We start from the raw sequence: 18810 nt of genomic DNA on the forward strand, positions 1-18810 counted from the left end.
TAGTCGCCCTTTTCAGTATGATGGTTTTATTCGACGCTTAAAATGTACGAATAAAGTGGTTGTTTACCGTCGTGGACTTCCACTTCAGCATCCGGATTAACCGATTCGATGTACGCGACGAGTGCGTCAACTTCTTCTGTTGAGACGCCTTCACCGTAAAGAACCGTGATGATCTCATCATCTTCCGTGACGAGTGTATCGACGAGTTTCTTGACAGCACCAAGACTTGATCCGTCTGTAGCGACGATTTGTTTTTCAGCAATCGCCATATGGTCGTCCTTCTTGATTTCAACACCATCGATGTTCGTATCACGTACAGCATATGTGACTTGACCCGACTTAACAGCTGCAATCGCATCCGCCATATGCGCTTCGTTCTCTTCGACAGTCGCTTCCGGATTATAAACGATTGTTGCTGCTAAACCTTGTGGGACTGTTTTTGATTTCACGACCGTCACACCACAATTCGCGACAGATGCTGCTTGTTCAGCCGCCATGATGATGTTCGAGTTGTTCGGGTAGACATAAACGTGTTCCGCGTGTGCATCCTCGATCGCCTTAACGATATCTTCCGTTGATGGGTTCATCGTTTGTCCGCCTTCGATGACGACACTGACACCGAGTGATTTGAAGAGTTCACTGATTCCTTCACCCATTGCGACTGTCACGAGGGCTGCTTTCGCTTTTGCCTTCGGTGCAGCAACTGGAGTGACTTGGTTCGCGCCTTCTTCTTCAAGGATTGTTGAGTGTTGTTGACGCATGTTTTCAATCTTAACAGCGACGAGTTCACCGAAACGTTGTCCTTTTGTGATGACTTCTCCTGGTGTTTCGACGTGGACGTGAACTTTAAGGAGTTCTTCATCCGCGACGACAAGCAACGAATCACCGAATTCCGCTAATTCGTTACGGAAGTCTTCTTCGCTGAACGGTGCATTCGCAAGTTTGTCATCCTGGAAACGAACCATGATTTCCGTGCAGTAACCGTAATGGATTTCCTCCGTCGACATGAAGCTTTGAGCCGTTTTGTGATGCTCTGCTTCGACGAGTGCTTCCATGACAGGCGCATGCGGCTTGTCGAGTTCTTTTCCTTCGAGCGTTGCGAGAAATCCTTCATAGATACAGACGAGACCTTGACCACCAGAGTCAACGACGCCTACTTCTTTTAATACCGGAAGAAGTTCTGGTGTACCGTCGAGCGATACTTTCGACGCTTCGACGAGTTGACGCATCAACTCTAAGAAATCCGTCGTCGTCTCAGATTGTGCGATAGCAGCGACAGCTGTTTCACGGGCAACCGTCAAGATTGTTCCTTCGACCGGTTTCATGACTGCTTTGTATGCTGTATCGACACCTTTTTGCAACGCATCTGCGAATTCCTTCGTATCAATCGTTGTCTTACCTTCGATTGATTTCGAGAATCCACGGAACAATTGGCTTAAGATGACGCCAGAGTTTCCGCGTGCTCCCATCAATAATCCACGTGCGAAGACGTTCGCGACTTCCGATACAGAATCCGAAGTTGATTTACCTGCTTCTTTTGCACCTGAAGTCATCGTCAAATTCATGTTCGTTCCCGTATCACCATCTGGCACAGGGAAGACGTTCAATGAATCGACGAAATCTGCGTTTTGATAGAGATTCGCCGCGCCATTTTGAATCATCTTGACTAACTGCGCTCCTGTTAAACGATCTACACTCACTAAAGTTTCCTCCTCTATTCCCGCCTTAGACATTCGTCAAGCGGACTCCTTGGACAAAGATGTTCACAGATGTCACGTCAAGACCTAGTGCCTGACTGAGCGTGTATTTCACGCGACTCTGTACGTTATTCGCCACCTCTGAGATTTTCGTTCCATAACTTACGATGATATGCATATCGATATGGACCTGCTCTGAAGCCTGTCGAACGATGACACCGCGTGCAAAGTTCTCGCGTTTTAAGAGTTCTGCAAGACCATCCTTGATTTGAGACTGGGATGCCATACCAACGACACCAAAACATTCCATTGCTGCGCCGCCCGCAAGTTGCGCAACGACATCATTATCTACATCAATCTTTCCATAGGTCGTTTTCATCTCGATCGCCACCTGAGTAGCCCCCTTTGAATATTGTATTCTTCTCATAATTCTACTATAAGGACCTACTATTGAAAAGTCGCCGTACTGACTATACAATGAATAAGTGAAAAATAGTAGCGGTCAAATGAACTTTTACCATCATCCTCATCCATTATTTTAAATTTCGAGGTTGTCTGTCAAGTTTTTTTCTTGTCAGCTACTTTTTTTATGTTGCAACCGCCCTGACACCATGCTAAGATAGCAAAGTGTCTATTAGGACGAACGCAAAACAACATAAAAGGAGGCGGAACGCATGGCACGTAAATGCTACGTTACTGGGAAATCGCCAAAGTCGGGTAACAACCGTTCACACGCATTGAACAAAACAAAACGTACTTGGGGAGTCAACGTACAAAAAGTACGTATCCTCGTCGACGGTAAGCCGAAAAAGGTTTGGGTTTCAGCTCGAGCTCTTAAATCAGGTAAAGTCGAACGCGTATAAGGCGCAACCACCGGATGGGAATCTTCCCTTCCGGTTTTTTTATACCCTCATTTATTTTTCTCATAAACTAATTGTCGCTTTTATTGAAAACGCTTACAATAGGAACGTACTTTATTTTGTCAGAATTGGGGGAAGTCATCATGCAACTCAAACGAGAGATGACGAGTCGACACCTGTTCATGATCTCACTCGGGGGAATCATCGGGACAGGCTTATTTTTAGGGTCAGGATTAACGATTTCACAAGCAGGACCTCTCGGGGCGGTCCTCAGTTACATCGTGGGTGGGACCATCATGTATCTGACGATGTTATGTCTAGGGGAATTAGCGGTCTATATGCCGGTCTCGGGGTCCTTCCAGACCTATACGACCCGCTTCATTGGACCAGGAATTGGCTTTGCCGTCGGTTGGATTTATTGGCTCGGCTGGGCCGTGACGGTCGCACTCGAAATCACGGCAGCTGGCAGTTTGATGGACCGCTGGTTTCCGAATGTACCCGTCGTCGTCTGGTGTACCGTCTTTACGGTCTTACTGTTCGGTCTGAATGCCGTCTCAGCCAAAGCATTCGGTGAAGCCGAATTCTGGTTCTCGAGTTTGAAGGTCCTCGCGATCCTTTTCTTCATCATTCTAGGTGGCGCTGCTTGGTTCGGCTGGTTACCGATGGAAGCAGATCGTCCAACCTCGTTATTCGCGAACTTTACGGCAAGCGGTTGGTTTCCAAACGGGATTCTTGGCGTCTTGACGACGATGATTGCTGTCAACTTCGCCTTCCAAGGAACGGAATTGATCGGTGTTGCGGCTGGGGAGTCCGACACGCCAGAAAAATCGATTCCAAAAGCCATCCGCAATACAGTCTGGCGGACGTTCATCTTCTTCGTCTTATCGATTACGATCGTTGGTGCATTAATTCCGTATGAAACAGCTGGCGGAGTCAGCAGTCCGTTCATCATGGTCTTTGATGCGATCGGTATTCCGTACGCTGCTGATTTGATGAACATCGTCGTCTTGACGGCACTATTGTCCGTCGGAAACTCCGGATTATATGCGGCGACTCGGATGTTATGGGCAATGGCGCAAGAAGGGATGATTTCAAAGAAATTATCTTACGTCAATGCACATGGTGTGCCGATGCGGGCGTTGCTCTTTACGATGATGTTCGCGATGTTATCGCTTCTGACCGCATTTTTCGCAGAAGATACCGTCTTCATTTGGCTCTTGTCCTTAGCCGGACTCGGGGCTCAAGTCGGCTGGATTTCAATCTCTGCTTCTCAGCTTGCATTTCGTCGTCAGTTCGTCCGAAACGGACACGATGTATCCGAACTGAAATTCAAGACACCACTCTATCCGGTGTTACCACTGATTTCGTTGACACTTAACGTCGTCGTCCTCGTCAGTCTTGCGTTTCAAGCGGATCAACGAATCGCTCTATACATCGGTGTTCCTTTCTTCCTTGTCATGTGGGGAAGTTATCATCTCTTCGTCAAAGGAAAACATCTATCCGCTCAAAGCGACATCCGTGTCGCCCCTTCTCAACTCGAAGAATAATTTCATCTAAAAAGAGGCCGCGGAGTCATCCACGGCCTCTTTCCTATGATTGTGCTATTCCTTAAGCGTCCGCATCATCAATAGTTCTCCTTGATGGAGCTCTACCTTCGCTTCTGACGCACACCATTCATTACTGACGGTCAAGGAACCTCCGACCGGTACTGGATGTGCATCAAGTGGATATTTGACTCCGGATAAGCTTAAAGTCGACGGTACGAGTGGAATGAACGAAAGATAATGATAGCTCCCTGCTTCGACTGCATACGTTCCCTCAGCCAAGTATCGTACCTCTTCTCGTTTCGTCACGAGTCGTGCCTCTGGGTATCGCTTCAACAAATAGACATTTTGGACGGTCATGTCGAGCCGCCCACCTGTCGCCCCGATAATGAAGGTATCCTCAAACTGTTTCTTCTCTGAGACTGTACGAAGTGCCAGTTCGAGATCCGTTTCATCTTTCTCGGCCGGATGAACGATTGCCCCTTCTGGTACATAACCAAGCGAATCAAAATCACCAATCGTCAGGTCGCATGTCAGCCCAAACGATTCAATCGTCTGAACACCACCGTCGACACCGACGATAAAGTCACCTGGCTGACAAAACGTCCGTAAATCCGGCGCTTCTTCTCGCGGACCGGCACAGACGAGAATCGCCCGCATCTCAGACGCCTCGTGCCGAATAACGGAGTAAGCGTGGCGCAGTCGTAAATAGAATTCCTGCTACGATTCCACATAAGATGTACGAAGGAACCATATACGTTGCGTTATAGACAAAAGAGTACTCCACGACTGGACCTTTTGCATACTCGGCAAAAAAGACGATTCCACTGATGACATGACAGATATAACGGAGTCCTGCGCCTAATAACGTCGCAAGGAGAACGAACGCCATCAAGCTTTTCTTTTGTCCATTGCGCGCGGCTAGTCTGACTTGACGCGCGAACAGACCACTTAATCCGACGACACCATACGCAATCGTATAGTCAAGCATCGGTTGAACGATCGTCAAAACTTGTGGAGCGAACATCAATTGAATCGTACCGACAAGCGCTCCCGTGACGACCCCTCCGACGACACCGTGGCGAAATGCCATGACGAAGATCGGTAGCATCGCTAAGCTGATTGAGCCTCCTTGTGGCATTTTGAATGGAATCAGTAAATCAAAGACGACTCCGAGACTGGCGAAGATGGCAATTTCCATCATCATTTGTAACCGTTTCATGCTGTTTTTCCTCCTTCATTGTACGAGAGGACGCAAAAAGGCAGTACGACGAACGCCGTACTGCCTGCGTGCGCCACATCCCTACGTCCGTTTGAACGGAACAGGTTCGAAGGGTTAAAGTCTAAAAGACTCCTCTCAGCCGCTTTTCAAGCGACACCCCTTGCGGTCATCATATTTCGTTTTCTCGTTCTTATTATACGGCAGCCCCTTGACGAATGCTAGTGATCGCTTCCGCATAATCTGGTGCATTGTAGATTGCTGATCCTGCGACGAGAACGTTCGCACCGTTATCGATGCAAAGCTTTGCCGTTTCCGGATTGACGCCACCGTCAATCTCGATTTCAAATGTCAGACCACGATCTGCTTTCATTTGCGCGAGTGCTGCGAGTTTCGGCATGACACGCTCGATAAAGGCTTGTCCACCGAAGCCCGGATTGACCGTCATCAATAAAACCATATCGACATCCTCAAGGACGTGTTCAATCGTTGATAATGGCGTATGGGGATTCAAGACGACCCCTGCCTTTGCGCCCGCTGCTTTGATTTGTTGCAAGACACGATGGACATGATTCGTCGCTTCGACGTGGAACGTCACGATGTCCGCCCCTGCTTTGACGAAATCCTCGACGAAACGTTCTGGCTGGTCGATCATCAAATGGACATCGAGAATCATATCCGTCTTTTGACGTAAGCTGCTAAGCACAGGTAATCCAAATGAGATGTTCGGTACGAACTGACCGTCCATGACATCAAAATGGATATAGTCCGCGCCTGCTGCTTCGACTGCTTTAACATCGCGTTCGAGATTCGCAAAATCTGCTGATAAAATAGATGGTGCAATTTTAATCATCTTTAATACCTCCGGGCTCGATTCTTGATTTCGTCTATAAACATACCATAGTTCTCATAACGAGAGGACATGATTTCTTGGGCTTCGACGGCTTCCTTGACGGCACAACCGGGTTCATTCAAATGCAAGCAACCTCGGTATTTGCAATCATCTTGTACAGCCACGAATTCAGGGAAACTCCACCGTACATCCTCGATTTCCATATCATACGGAAAATCGAGGTTCGAGAAACCTGGCGTATCGGCAATCAATCCTTCGGCAAGCGGCATCAATGTGACGTGGCGAGTCGTATGACGTCCGCGTCCGAGTGATTTCGAGATGGCACTTGTTTCTAAATCAAGAGAGGGCTCCAGTGCATTGAGCAATGAACTTTTCCCGACACCGGATTGTCCGGCGAGAACGCTTGTTTTTCCAGCAAGTAACGGACGGACTTGCTCAATACCTGCCAACGTCTCACTTGATGTCTCGATGACCGTATACCCAATCTTCCGGTAAGCGGCAATCGCCTCTCGGACAGCCGGTCCTTTGACATCGTCCAGCAAATCCATCTTCGTCAATAGGATGACGGGTTGAATTTCCTTCGCTTCGATCAAAACGAGAAATCGGTCGAGCAAGTGCGCTGAAAAATCAGGTTCTGCCGCCGAGACGACGAGCAATGCCTGGTCGATATTCGCGACTGGAGGGCGTACTAAAAAGTTGTCCCGCTCCTTCACTTCGAGAATATATCCTGTCTCACTTTCGATATGAAGAACGACCTCGTCTCCGACGACTGGACTGATGCCGCGTTTTCGGAAATTCCCTCTTGCCCGTGAACGGACCTCTCCTTCTGGTGTCATGACATCATAAAAGCCACCCTGCAGACGTATGATCGTTCCTTCTCGATTCTCTTCGATGCGTTGTTCCGTCATCCTATGCACTCCTTTTTCATCACATTCATTGTGCGTCTTTTGCTTGATTGTACGTGATGGTTTTTGAACGATACACCGTATCGTCTTTATAGATCGTAATTTTTCCTTCTTCTCCTGGATCAATCGTCACCGGCACGTCGAATGTCTCATCTTGATCAATCGATTCCTCGATGACGGTCCGCTTCCCTTTCGCGTCTTCCGTCTCAATCCGTATGACTTGTTTCGGTGGTTCCTCGTCCTCGTTCTCGCTGACCGCATCATAGACGACCTTTTCAGGGAACGTTGCCGTCACCGTTTTTTCTTCCTCACCTTTTGAGATGAAGACGGTCACAGAGTCGTTTGGTTCGACTTGTGCCCCTGCTTGTGGGAATTGACGGATGACTTGATCGAGCTTGACATCACTCGAGAATTCTTGTTCAAACGTACCGTCGAGACCCATTTCATCGAGATACGCTTTCGCTTCATCACTCGATAAGTTCGTCAAGTCTTTCAATTCAAAGGATGACGTTCCTTCCGAGACAGTGATCGTAATCGTCTGTTCTTTTGCAATCACTTCCGTTCCAGCAGAGATCGATTGCCGGATAACATTACCTCGCGCAATTTCATCCGACTTTTCACGTTCGACCTCGACTTTTGCGAATCCAGCCTCTTTTAATGTTGCAATCGCCTCTTTTTCAGCGTCATCTGTCACATCTGGTACTTCGACCGGAGCACTACCTGTAGAGACGACCAAGTTGACCGTCGAACCCTTTTTGACTTGTGCATTTTCACGCGGTGTCTGACTAATGACATCGCCTTCATCGACTGTATCGCTATTTCGTTCTGTCGTCTCGACGACGAATCCAAGTTTCTCAAGCTTCGTTTCCGCATCGTCTCCATCTGTCTTGACGACAGATGGTACGGTGACCGTTGGATCCGGCCACATCGCAAACGTCGTAGCCGCTCCACCGAGTAAAACGAGCAATAAGAGAACGATCCACCAGCGTTTTTTCTTTTTCTTTTCCGGTGTTTTCGGTTGAACAGTCGTGACGGCGGGTGATTCTGGTTCCGCTTTTGATTCTTCTGGCACTTGGACGGGTGACAAGACCATCGTCTTTTCCATCTCATCCTCTTCTGCACCTCGAATGCCTTCACTTGCCCGTTCGTCAGACAACGCCGTCACCATATCTGCCTTAAAGGCTGCGACGGACTGTTGGCGGTCATGCGGTGCTTTCGCGAGCGCCTGCATGATACAGTTCTCAAGCGCTTGTGGCACTTTCGGATTCAAGACGGATGGGCGACGCGGTGTATCTTGCAGATGCTTCAGCGCAATCGCGACCGGTGAATCCCCTTCGAACGGCACTTGTCCTGTAACAAGTTCGTATAAGACAGCACCAAGTGAATAGATATCCGACTTCTCATCCGCAAATTTACCTTTTGCTTGTTCCGGTGAAAAGTAATGCACGGACCCAAGAACGGACATCGTATGCGTCAGCGTCGCATTCGACATCGCCACAGCAATTCCGAAATCCGTTACTTTGACGGTACCATCTTCTCGAATCAACATGTTTTGCGGTTTAATATCGCGATGGATAATCCGGTGTGCATGGGCGTGATCGATTGCATCACAAATTTGAGCGATGATATCAACTGCCTGCGGCACAGGTAATGCTTGATTTTCACAAAATGTTTTTAATGTCATACCATCGATATACTCCATGACGATGTAATAGATGGCATCTTCTTCGCCTACATCATAGACGGCAACGATGTTTGGATGATTCAAGCTGGTAGCAGCATGTGCTTCACGTTCGAATCGACGAATGAATTGTTCGTCATGCGAAAATTCAGTTCGTAAAATCTTAATGGCAACATGACGCTTTAAAATCTCATCATAGGCTTGATAGACATTCGCCATCCCGCCACTTCCAACTAGCCGTTCTATGCGGTAGCGGTCATTTAATCGATCTCCGTATCGCATATTCAGACCCTCTTTCTTTCTTTGAACCGGATGGCGGCAATCGTAATATTATCCGCGCCTCCTCGAGCGTTCGCTTCTTTCACCAATCGTCCGACAATCTCATCAAGCGGCTCATCCTGTAAGATGATCTGTTCGATGACATCATCTGGTACTTCATCGGTCAATCCGTCACTACAAACGAGGACGAGGTCATAGTCTGGAGCATCTCTGACTTGAATGTCGACTTCGACCGTTTCGTTCGAGCCGACCGACCGTGTGATGACATTCTTACGTGGATGATTTTCGACTTCCTCATCCGAAAGCTCCCCCATTTGTCGTAACATGTTGACGTAAGAATGATCGTCCGTCAATTGTTTTAACGCCGTACCTTCAAGGGCATAGACTCTACTATCTCCAACATGACCGATGACGAGCAAATCCTCGACCCAGCAGACACAGGCAATGGTCGTTCCGACGATCGCAAGTTGCTCTTCTTTTGAAAACTGAAGAATCCGGGCATTCGCCTCGGCTACACGTTGTTCTATCCATTCAGACAATTCCATCGGACGATTTGGCATGAGTGAAAAGGATGCTTCAAATACCTCGCGAACGATCGCACTTGCGATATCGCCAGCAGCATGACCTCCCATACCATCCGCAACGACGGCAAGACCACGTTCGGCGTTCCCGACGAGTAATACCGTATCCTCATTTTTAGTCCTGACTTTCCCAGTAGTCGAAAGGTGAGCTAACTCCATGACAGTCCTCCGTTCGTGTCAATCTTCTCGTTTTTTAAACGCGGCAATATAGAAGCCGTCCGTTCCAACTGTCGTCGGTAACAACTTGAGTTCTGCTCGATCCCCGATCAGATGTCGCACGGATTCTGGCATGCGTGCCGCGAAGGATGTGTCAAAATCGAACCCTTGATCGAGAATGAACGCTGTCTGCTCCTCGTTTTCTGTCGGATCAATCGTACAAGTCGAATAGACGAAGGTTCCACCCTTTTTAACGAGTGGTAAGACAGCTGTCAGAATATCTCGTTGGATTTTCGGCAGTTGCTCGAGCTGTTCCGGACGTTTCGTCCATTTGATATCTGGTTTTCTCCGAATGACACCGAGTCCTGAACAAGGTGCGTCAACAAGAATTCGATCAAAAGATTCTACTTCAAAGCGTTCCCCTGCTTTACGTGCATCTAACGCTTCTGCTTGAACAGTCGTAAGACCTAATCGTGTCGCTTGCTGTTCAATCAGTTTAATCTTATGTGGATGAAGATCAAGTGCCTGTAGTGTACCCGTCGTCAAACCTTCAGCAATGTGCATCGCTTTCCCACCAGGTGCAGCACAGCTGTCGAGTACATGATCAGATGCTTCTGCACCAAGTGCACGAGCGACAAGCATCGAGCTCTCATCCTGCAAAGATAGGTATCCGCGATTGATCAAATCGGTTTTTTGAACGCTTCCTCGTTCGATTTCGAGACCGTCTGGCGCTACCGTAGATGGTTTTGCCGTCACACCTTGGTCGAGTAGAAGCTCGATCGCTTCCTCTCGCGTCGTCTTCGTCCGATTGATACGAACCGTGACCGGTGCAGGCGTGTTATTCAATTGACAGATCTGAAGCGTTTCTTCCGGACCAAACAGTTCAAGCCAGCGTTCGACGAGCCACTGCGGGTGACTCGTTTCGATACTGATCCGTTTTGCAACAGGCTCAATCTCAGCGAAATGAGGCATTCCCGCCCGTAATACATTCCGGAGCACTCCGTTGACGACTTTCGAGACATGGACTTTTCCACGTTTTTTAGCAATCTCAACAGCTTCATGGATGACGGCATGATCCGGTACACGATCAAGATAAAACAACTGATACACACTCATCCGTAACAACGGACGCATGAACGGATCAAGTTTTTTCTGTTTTGCTAAATATGGCTCCAAAATGTAATCAAGCGTCAACTCACGACTAAGTGTCCCGTAGACGAGTTCCGTGAACAAACCGACATCTGACGCTGAGATAGCACGCTTTTCAAGCATCTGGTGAACGGTGATTGTCGAGAAGGCACCACCTTGACCGATTTTCATCAGTGTCGTTACTGCTGCGTCGCGTACATTCATGCGTTCTCACCTACTTGTTGTCCGAGTTCAAGCGATTGACCGATCCCGCGCATGAACGTGGCACCATCCATTCGTTTTTTACCGGACGGTTGTAAGTCGATCAGCTTCAACGCTGTTTCAGAACCCGTTGCGATGACGGGACCATCTGCTTCTAAAGCGATGATTTCACCCGGTCGTCCCGTTCCTTTGACTTTCGTTGCGAAAAAGACTTTTAAACGATCATTTCCAAGCATCGTATACGTACTCGGGAAAGGATTCATTCCTCGGATTTGATCATAGAGTGTCTCACCCGGTAACGTAAAATCAAGCCGTTCCCGTTCCCGTGAGATATTCGGCGCAAACGTCGCTTCTGCCTCGACTTGCGCTTCCGGTGTCAATTCACCTGCTAACAGACGCGGCAACGTTTCAAGCAACAGCCGCGCTCCTGCGTCCGCTAATTTTTCGAACATCGTTCCGACTGTATCGTTCTCTTCGATCGGAACGATGATTTTTGACAACATATCACCGGCGTCAAGTCGATCGACCATATACATGATCGTCACGCCCGTCTCTTTTTCGCCATCAATGATTGCTTGATGAATCGGGGCACCGCCACGATATTTCGGTAAGAGTGACGCATGGACATTGATTGCCCCAAAACGTGGTGCTTCCAAAATAGCTGTCGGTACAATCTGACCGTAAGCTGCCGTGATAATAAGATCTGGTTTTAAATCAAGGACGTCCTGATAGTCTTCACGAATCCGTTTCGGTTGCAACACGGGAATATCGTGTTCCATCGCGACGAGTTTCACTGGTGTCGGTTTGACTTCTCGTTTTCGTCCGACCGGCTTATCTGGTTGTGAGACGACACCGACGACGTCATACCCGGCATCGATGACTTCACGTAGCGTTCCTGCCGCAAATTCAGGCGTCCCCATGAAGACGACGCGCGGCTTTTCTTGCTCGACGAGTTTATCCGTGAACAGGACACCGTCTAAATGATCCATCTCGTGCTGGATCGCACGTGCAAAAAAGCCGTTTGCTTTGATTTTGACCGTCCGTCCAAGACGATCTTGCGACTTGACGACGATGCGGTCGAACCGTTCGACCGGTCCGAAAACACCTGGCATGCTGAGACATCCTTCGTCATCAATCTGTGAACCATCGGCTTCGATGATTTCCGGATTGATCAGCTCAATCGGTCCTGTCTCATCATCCGTATGGACGACCGCTACACGGATCGGTTGATTGATTTGCGGTGCCGCTAAGCCGACACCATCATATTCATACATCGTATCGAACATCCGGTCGATCATCTTACCAAGTTTTTTATCGAACTTCGTGACAGGTTCACACACCTGTCGTAATACGTCATTAGGTACTTCTACTACTTTATACATACAGACACCTCACATGAATACAAATGGATTCAAGTCGATCGCGACTTGTGTTTTTGACTTTTGACGACGGGCTAAGATATCACGGAGATGTGTCCGGACATCTTCCTGCCCTTTATGTTTAATTAAGACCTGTTGTCGGTACATATTCTTCAGTCGAGCAAGTGGCGCATCGAACGGTCCATTGACGACTAAGTCCTCTGACTCGAAAGCCCGCAGCTCGGAAGCAATCTGTTGCGCTTCTGCTTGTGCTTCGAGTGGATGTGTCGCTGAGACCGTGATTAAACCAAGGAACCAGAATGGAGGGTGTCCCCCGAGTTTGCGCAACTGCATCTCGCGCTTATAGAACGTTTCGAAATCATGCTGTTTTGCCGTCTGAATGACGTAGTGCTCCGGATTATAGGTCTGGATGATCGACTGTCCGGCGAGTTGCCCCCGCCCGGCACGACCCGACACTTGCGTGATCAACTGGAACGTTCGCTCACTTGCCCGAAAATCCGGAATACCGAGCGTCGCATCGGCAGCGAGCACCCCTACGAGCGTGACATTTGGAAAGTCGAGACCTTTGGCGATCATCTGTGTCCCGAGAAGAATGTTCCCTTCCTTACGCTCGAAGGCATCGAGTAACTTCTCATGTGCACCTTTACGAGACGTCGTATCCTGATCCATCCGGATAATGCGCGCTTCCGGAATCAAATGCGCCAACTCTTCCTCGATCTTTTGCGTCCCCGTTCCGAACTGACGAATCTTCGTAGATTCACAGGACGGACAAGTTTTCGGCATCGCTGCCTCGAATCCACAATAGTGGCACTTCAAGCGATCTTCGTGCTGATGATACGTTAAATTAACGGCACAATGTGGACATTGCAACGTCTCACCGCAATCCCGACATAAGACGAATGTCGTGTACCCACGACGGTTCAAAAGCAAGACCGTCTGTTCGCCGCGCTCGATTCGTTCTTTGATGCCTTCGATGAGTGCAAGACTGAACGGAGTACGATTGCCTCTTTCAAGCTCTTTACGCATATCAACGATGTCGACAGGCGGTAATTCCCCACCAAATCGTTCACGAAGCGGTAAGTAATGATAAACCCCTTTTTGTGCCCGCGCATACGTTTCGAGTAACGGTGTTGCACTTCCGAGCACGACGGGACAACGATGATAAGCCGCCCGCCACTTCGCGACATCGCGCGTATGATAACGCGGATTCTCTTCTTGTTTATAGGTTGTTTCATGTTCTTCATCGAGAATAATGATTCCGATATTCGTCAGCGGCGCAAACACGGCGGACCGTGCACCGACAACGACATCAACCTCGCCTTGGGCGATTTTGCGCCACTCATCATACTTTTCTCCAAGCGATAGACCGCTATGCAAGACAGCGACCCGTTCTCCGAAACGACGTTTGAAGCGTTTGACCATCATCGGCGTCAGACTGATTTCAGGAACGAGCAAGATCGCTTGTCTACCGCGTTCGAGTTGTGCATGAATCGATTCAAGATAGACTTCCGTCTTACCACTTCCTGTTACGCCATGTAACAAGAACGTTCCGGTCTCCGCTTCAGCCGTGATCGCCGAGACGGCTTCCTGTTGCTTTTCCGTCAAAGAAGACGGCACAAAGATATCTTGGACGAGATGCTCGTAAGGATTTCGCCGCACATCGATCGTCTCGACTTGAACGATGCCCTTTTTATCGAGGGCGTTCAACGTCGCGCTCGTTGCGCCCGTCGCCTGCTTGATTTCACTCCACAACGCATTCGGAAATTCTTGGATATACGCATAAAGTGCCGCTTGTTGGCTCGCTTGTTTTGTAAAGGTTGCTTGCTCCTCGAGGAGACGAATCCGTTTATCGGTTTTAGACGTCTTTTTCTCGCGAATGACCGGTTGAAGCGTCACATCAGCTTGTTTCGCCGCTGTTAAAATGACTTGTTGGACTTCCGTTGGTAATTGACTCATTTTCTTACCATGATATGCCCGAAGTGGGCCCGACTCGACTATGACCAGTTTATCATAACTCACCTTTAAGGCAGCCGGCAGCATCGCAAGCAACGCCGTCGCCTGAAAACACAAGGTCGTTTCTGATAAATACGCCGACAACTCGAGTAATTCTTCCGTATAGGTCGGGGTCTCATCGAGAACACGAACGATTGATTTGACGTTCGTCAGATCAGACGTAGCTTTTGTTCCAACGACGATTCCAAGCAACGCCCGTGGACCGAATGGTACCTCGACGCGCATCCCGGGAACGATCAACTCTTGCCAGAGTTTCGGCACGGCGTAATCAAACGGACGATCAACGGTGGCCGCTGCGACATCGACGATGACTTCGGCTATCATGCCAATGCCTCCGCAAATTGGCGCATGAGCGATTTAGCGAGCGTCGATTTCAATTGTTGATCGTATCGCGTGACGGAATCATTCTTCCCGAAGACGACAACCTCGTTTTCGTCGCTGACAAATCCGATGTCAGAACGAGAGACATCATTCGCGACGATGAAATCCGCCTTCTTTCGGATGAGTTTCTGTTTCGCGAACGTCTCGACATCCGTCGTCTCCGCTGCAAATCCGACTAATAGTTGGTGTTGTTTCTGCTCACCGAGCGTCTTCAGAATATCCGTCGTCTCCTCGAGTTCAATCCGCAATGGTCCGTGAATTTTCTTTTGCTTCTGATCGTACTGGACAGACGGTCGATAGTCAGCTACGGCAGCGGACATGATGACGATGTCTTGCGTCTCATAATCACGTAACATGGCTTCGAGCATCTCTTCTCCCGACTCAACGGCAATCGTCGATATGCCGGTCGGTAATCCGATCCGAAGGGGTCCATGGACGAGCGTGACATCTGCTCCTGCGTCTCTCGCTGCTTCCGCAAGTGCAATTCCCGTCTTTCCTGAAGAGTCATTCGTCAAGTAACGGACCGGATCAATCCGTTCAACTGTCGGACCTGCACTGATCAAGACTTTTCGCCCGGCTAAATACTTATCTTCAAAGAACGTTGAGAGTGTTGCGACTAAGTCTTCCGGTTCAGGTAAACGACCTTTCCCGACCCAACCACATGCGAGATTTCCGACTCCCGGTGCAATCACCTGGACACCATCCTGCTTGAGTTGTTCGATATTGCGGACTGTCGCCGGATGTTCGAGCATGTTGACATTCATCGCCGGTGCGACGATGACGGGACACGTCGCGGCGAGGATCGTTGTCGTAATGAAGTCATCTGCGATCCCGTGTGCGAGTTTTGCGATCAAGTTCGCTGTCGCTGGTGCGACGACGATTAAGTCCGCTTCGTCCGCTAAATCGATATGGGCGATCTTTGACGGATCATGCTCGATGAAGACATCATCATAGACCGCTTTTCGCGTCAGTGCTTCAAACGTCGTCTTACCGACGAATTGTTGTGCATTACGCGTCATTGCAACTTGGACGTGTGCCCCTGCTTGAACGAGTTTTGAAGCGAGTGCTGCTGATTTATAGGAAGCGATTCCACCGCCGACACACAGTAGAATGTTTCGGTTGGTTAACATGTAGGTGTCCTCCTTATTGAAAAAAACAGCCACGATGACAAGTGGCTGCTTCAAAATTAGTCTTGCGGTTGGTTCGTGACGGATACTTCTTCGAAATAAAGCTCTTCTAAAGCTTTCCCGACCGGTTTATGCGATTTTGGGTTCGTGACTTTCACGCGTTTCCCGTCTTGGATTTGACGTGCACGCTTAGCGGCAACTGTAACGATCGTATATTTCGACGGTACTTTCTTTTGAAGCTTATCAACTGATGGATATAACATATCACTTAACCTCCATGGCTTTTTTATATAGGGACGCGACACGTTCCCGACTGCAATGTTCCGCTGTGACGATCGCTTGAATTCGATCACAGGCTTTATGAATTTCGTCGTTCGTCACGACATAGTCATACGCATCCATCATCTCGATCTCTTCCTTAGCGACGAGAAGACGTTGCTTGATGACTTCCTCCGATTCCGTTCCACGCCCTACGAGGCGGTTCCGCAATTCTTGGAGGCTTGGAGGTGCAAGGAATAAGAAGACAGCTTCCGGAAAATGTTCTTTGACCTGCATGGCCCCTTGAACTTCGATTTCGAGAATGACATCTTTTCCTTCATCTAGGATCTGGTTCACCCACTCGACAGGTGTTCCATAATAATTCCCTACGAATTCAGCATATTCCAAGAGTTGATTGTTCGCAATCATCTCTTCGAATTCTTCACGCGATTTAAAGAAATAGTGAACACCATCTACTTCTCCTTCGCGCGGTTGGCGCGTCGTACAGGATACCGAGTAATGCAGATCATTATCCTGATCTTCGCGCAAGGCACGACAGACCGTTCCCTTTCCGACACCACTTGGACCAGATAATACGAGTAATAAGCCACGCTCTTTGAAAATCACTTCAAAACCCCTCCATCTCACAAACTTCACATTGTTTCATATTAGCAGTAGAGACGGGAAGTTCGCAAGTCATCTTTTTTAGCTCGACTGCTTTATCATACCATAACGATGCCATTTCTGTTACCTTTAGAAAGTGAGAACGAAATCAAGAAAGAAGGTAATCGTATGGCTTTTGACGGATTGATGACGACACGTGTCGTCGAAGAACTCCAACCGCTCGTCGGAGGACGGATCAACAAGGTATACCAACCTTACACATTGGATTTAGTATTCCAGGTCCGGGCCGAGCGAAAAAACGTACTATTGCTCGCCTCTGCGAATGCCATGTATGCACGGATGCACATTACGTCGGAAGCAGTCAGCAACCCGAGTGAACCCCCACTCTTCTGCATGATGCTCCGCAAACATGTCGAAGGCGGATTCATCGAATCAATCGAACAACTCGAACGCGACCGGATCATCGTCTTACGCGTCCGGTCACGGAACGAACTCGGTGATGAGGAAGCGAAAAAAATCTATGTCGAGTTGATGGGACGTCACTCGAACATCATTTTGACCGATGGACAAGATAAGATCCTCGATGCGATCAAACACTTGCCCCTCAGTCAAAATACCTTCCGGACGATCATGCCGGGCATGACTTATCAACTTCCACCAGCACAGGATAAAGTTGATCCGCTTACAGGAGATATCGAAAAGGCGCTTCACCGGATCGACTGGAACGCCGGGAAACTCGATCGCCAGTTACTTGGTCTGTTCAGTGGTCTATCCCCGCAAATCGCAAAAGAGATCGTGACACGGGCAGGTCTTGCCAACCGGACAAATCTTGCATCTGCTTTTCAAGATGTCCTGAAGGAACTCGATGGTCCTTATGTCTTACAACGGATGGAGGGTGGTAAGGAACGCTTCGCCCCCGTCCGCTTAACGGAAGGATCCATCATCGATGAAAAGATGTTCGAGACGAGTGGTCAAGTCCTCGATGCCTTCTTCCATCAAAAAGCGAACCGCGATCGCGTCAAACAACAAGCAGCTGATCTCGAACGGTTCATCAAGAGTGAATATGATAAAAATATTCTAAAACGCTCGAAACTCGAAAAAGATTTAGAAGCGACGCTACGGATGGATGAGTGGAAACATAAAGGGGAATTACTGACGACCTATCTGTATCAGCTCGAACGTGGGATGAAGGAAGCGACAGTCGTCGATTACTATGACCCAGACGGCGCTGAGATCACGATTTCGCTCGACCCTCGCTTTTCACCGAATGAGAACGCGCAACGTTACTACAAACGGTATAACAAATTAAAAACCGCCAAAGTCGAAGTCGCGCGTCAGCTCGAGAAGAACCAAGCTGAGATTGCATATTTTGAAGGTTTGCTTGCACAGCTCGACGTCGCGTCCCCGGAAGACATTCGGGAAATGCGCGAGGAACTCGTCGAAGAAGGTTATCTGCGCGAACGACAAAAGAAGAAAAAGAAACCACAGCTCCCACAACTCGAAGCATACCGTTCTTCGACTGGTCTTCCATTCTTCGTCGGAAAGAACAATAAACAAAATGATTACGCGACGTTCAAGTTCGGTCGACGGTCCGATACGTGGCTACACACGAAGGATATCCCGGGATCGCACGTCATCATTCAAAGTGATACACCTGACGAGACGACGTTGAAGGAAGCAGCGATTGTCGCGGCTTATTTCTCGAAAGCACGTGAGTCGAGCCAAGTCCCGGTCGACTTCACGGAACTACGTTATGTCAAAAAACCGAGTGGTGCAAAACCCGGATTCGTCATCTATACGGATCAAACGACTCTTTACGTCACACCTGATCCAGATGTCGTCCAATCCTTACGTCAATGACGCTACACAAAAAAGCGCTGTTTTTCCTAAATATTACTTAGGA

Annotated in this window: 17 protein-coding genes and 1 riboswitch; of the genes, 3 read left to right on the plus strand and 14 right to left on the minus strand. The window is 48.7% G+C overall.

Translation table 11 applies throughout. From position 1 onward, the window contains the following. Positions 1–26 precede the first annotated feature (26 nt). The gene (locus tag P401_RS0108545; RefSeq protein ID WP_029342102.1) at positions 27–1700 is read right to left on the minus strand and encodes a DAK2 domain-containing protein; all 1674 of its coding nucleotides are present in this window, start codon (positions 1698–1700) and stop codon (positions 27–29) included. Positions 1701–1725: 25 nt separating this feature from the next. Next, a complete protein-coding gene (locus P401_RS0108550) occupies positions 1726–2088 on the minus strand; it encodes an Asp23/Gls24 family envelope stress response protein (protein ID WP_023468757.1) in 363 nt (120 codons plus the stop codon). A gap of 283 nt (positions 2089–2371) precedes the next feature. Here P401_RS0108550 and rpmB point away from each other — a divergent pair, with 283 nt between their 5' ends. Beyond that, the gene (rpmB, locus tag P401_RS0108555; RefSeq protein WP_023468758.1) at positions 2372–2560 is read left to right on the plus strand and encodes a 50S ribosomal protein L28; all 189 of its coding nucleotides are present in this window, start codon (positions 2372–2374) and stop codon (positions 2558–2560) included. 140 nt (positions 2561–2700) lie between these two features. Beyond that, entirely contained in the window at positions 2701–4104 is a 1404-nt protein-coding gene (locus tag P401_RS0108560; RefSeq protein WP_029342103.1) for an amino acid permease, read from the plus strand. Positions 4105–4158: 54 nt separating this feature from the next. Here the strand turns inward: P401_RS0108560 and P401_RS0108565 are convergent, their stop codons facing one another. The 12 genes from P401_RS0108565 to gmk all read right to left on the minus strand — a co-directional run bounded on the left by P401_RS0108565 (position 4159) and on the right by gmk (position 16907). Next, entirely contained in the window at positions 4159–4761 is a 603-nt protein-coding gene (locus tag P401_RS0108565; RefSeq protein ID WP_029342104.1) for a thiamine diphosphokinase, read from the minus strand. Between the two features lies 1 nt (position 4762). Next, positions 4763–5323 carry an energy-coupled thiamine transporter ThiT gene (thiT, locus tag P401_RS0108570; RefSeq protein ID WP_029342105.1) on the minus strand — a complete coding sequence of 187 codons (561 nt, stop codon included), beginning with the start codon at positions 5321–5323 and terminating at the stop codon, positions 4763–4765. A 61-nt stretch (positions 5324–5384) separates the two neighbouring features. Beyond that, a riboswitch (TPP riboswitch) is annotated at positions 5385–5494 on the minus strand. Between the two features lie 22 nt (positions 5495–5516). Further along, positions 5517–6173: a ribulose-phosphate 3-epimerase gene (gene rpe, locus P401_RS0108575; protein WP_029342106.1), complete on the minus strand. Its 657-nt coding sequence runs from the start codon at positions 6171–6173 to the stop codon at positions 5517–5519. Positions 6174–6175: 2 nt separating this feature from the next. After that, complete coding sequence (gene rsgA / locus P401_RS0108580; protein ID WP_029342107.1) at positions 6176–7081, minus strand: ribosome small subunit-dependent GTPase A; 906 nt, start codon at positions 7079–7081, stop codon at positions 6176–6178. A 25-nt stretch (positions 7082–7106) separates the two neighbouring features. After that, entirely contained in the window at positions 7107–9041 is a 1935-nt protein-coding gene (gene pknB / locus P401_RS0108585) for a Stk1 family PASTA domain-containing Ser/Thr kinase (RefSeq protein ID WP_029342108.1), read from the minus strand. A 2-nt stretch (positions 9042–9043) separates the two neighbouring features. Beyond that, positions 9044–9778 carry a Stp1/IreP family PP2C-type Ser/Thr phosphatase gene (locus P401_RS0108590; protein ID WP_029342109.1) on the minus strand — a complete coding sequence of 245 codons (735 nt, stop codon included), beginning with the start codon at positions 9776–9778 and terminating at the stop codon, positions 9044–9046. 18 nt (positions 9779–9796) lie between these two features. Further along, a complete protein-coding gene (rsmB, locus tag P401_RS0108595; protein WP_029342110.1) occupies positions 9797–11128 on the minus strand; it encodes a 16S rRNA (cytosine(967)-C(5))-methyltransferase RsmB in 1332 nt (443 codons plus the stop codon). Next, complete coding sequence (gene fmt / locus P401_RS17680; RefSeq protein WP_029342111.1) at positions 11125–12507, minus strand: methionyl-tRNA formyltransferase; 1383 nt, start codon at positions 12505–12507, stop codon at positions 11125–11127. The genes rsmB and fmt overlap by 4 nt, the downstream gene beginning before the upstream one ends. Before the next feature lie 9 nt (positions 12508–12516). Then, the gene (gene priA, locus P401_RS0108605; protein ID WP_029342112.1) at positions 12517–14841 is read right to left on the minus strand and encodes a primosomal protein N'; all 2325 of its coding nucleotides are present in this window, start codon (positions 14839–14841) and stop codon (positions 12517–12519) included. After that, positions 14838–16028: a bifunctional phosphopantothenoylcysteine decarboxylase/phosphopantothenate--cysteine ligase CoaBC gene (gene coaBC / locus P401_RS0108610; protein ID WP_029342113.1), complete on the minus strand. Its 1191-nt coding sequence runs from the start codon at positions 16026–16028 to the stop codon at positions 14838–14840. Before coaBC ends, priA begins: the two co-directional genes overlap by 4 nt. A 56-nt stretch (positions 16029–16084) precedes the next feature. Then, on the minus strand, positions 16085–16288 hold the full coding sequence (rpoZ, locus tag P401_RS0108615; protein ID WP_029342114.1) for a DNA-directed RNA polymerase subunit omega: 204 nt from the start codon (positions 16286–16288) through the stop codon (positions 16085–16087). A gap of 1 nt (position 16289) precedes the next feature. Beyond that, positions 16290–16907 carry a guanylate kinase gene (gene gmk, locus P401_RS0108620; RefSeq protein WP_174316772.1) on the minus strand — a complete coding sequence of 206 codons (618 nt, stop codon included), beginning with the start codon at positions 16905–16907 and terminating at the stop codon, positions 16290–16292. A gap of 168 nt (positions 16908–17075) precedes the next feature. Here gmk and P401_RS0108625 point away from each other — a divergent pair, with 168 nt between their 5' ends. After that, positions 17076–18767, plus strand: coding sequence for an Rqc2 family fibronectin-binding protein (locus P401_RS0108625; RefSeq protein WP_029342115.1), 1692 nt, complete (start codon positions 17076–17078; stop codon positions 18765–18767). The last annotated feature ends 43 nt before the right edge of the window (positions 18768–18810 follow it).

The organism is Exiguobacterium acetylicum DSM 20416, assembly GCF_000702605.1.
Classification (GTDB): domain Bacteria; phylum Bacillota; class Bacilli; order Exiguobacteriales; family Exiguobacteriaceae; genus Exiguobacterium_A; species Exiguobacterium_A acetylicum.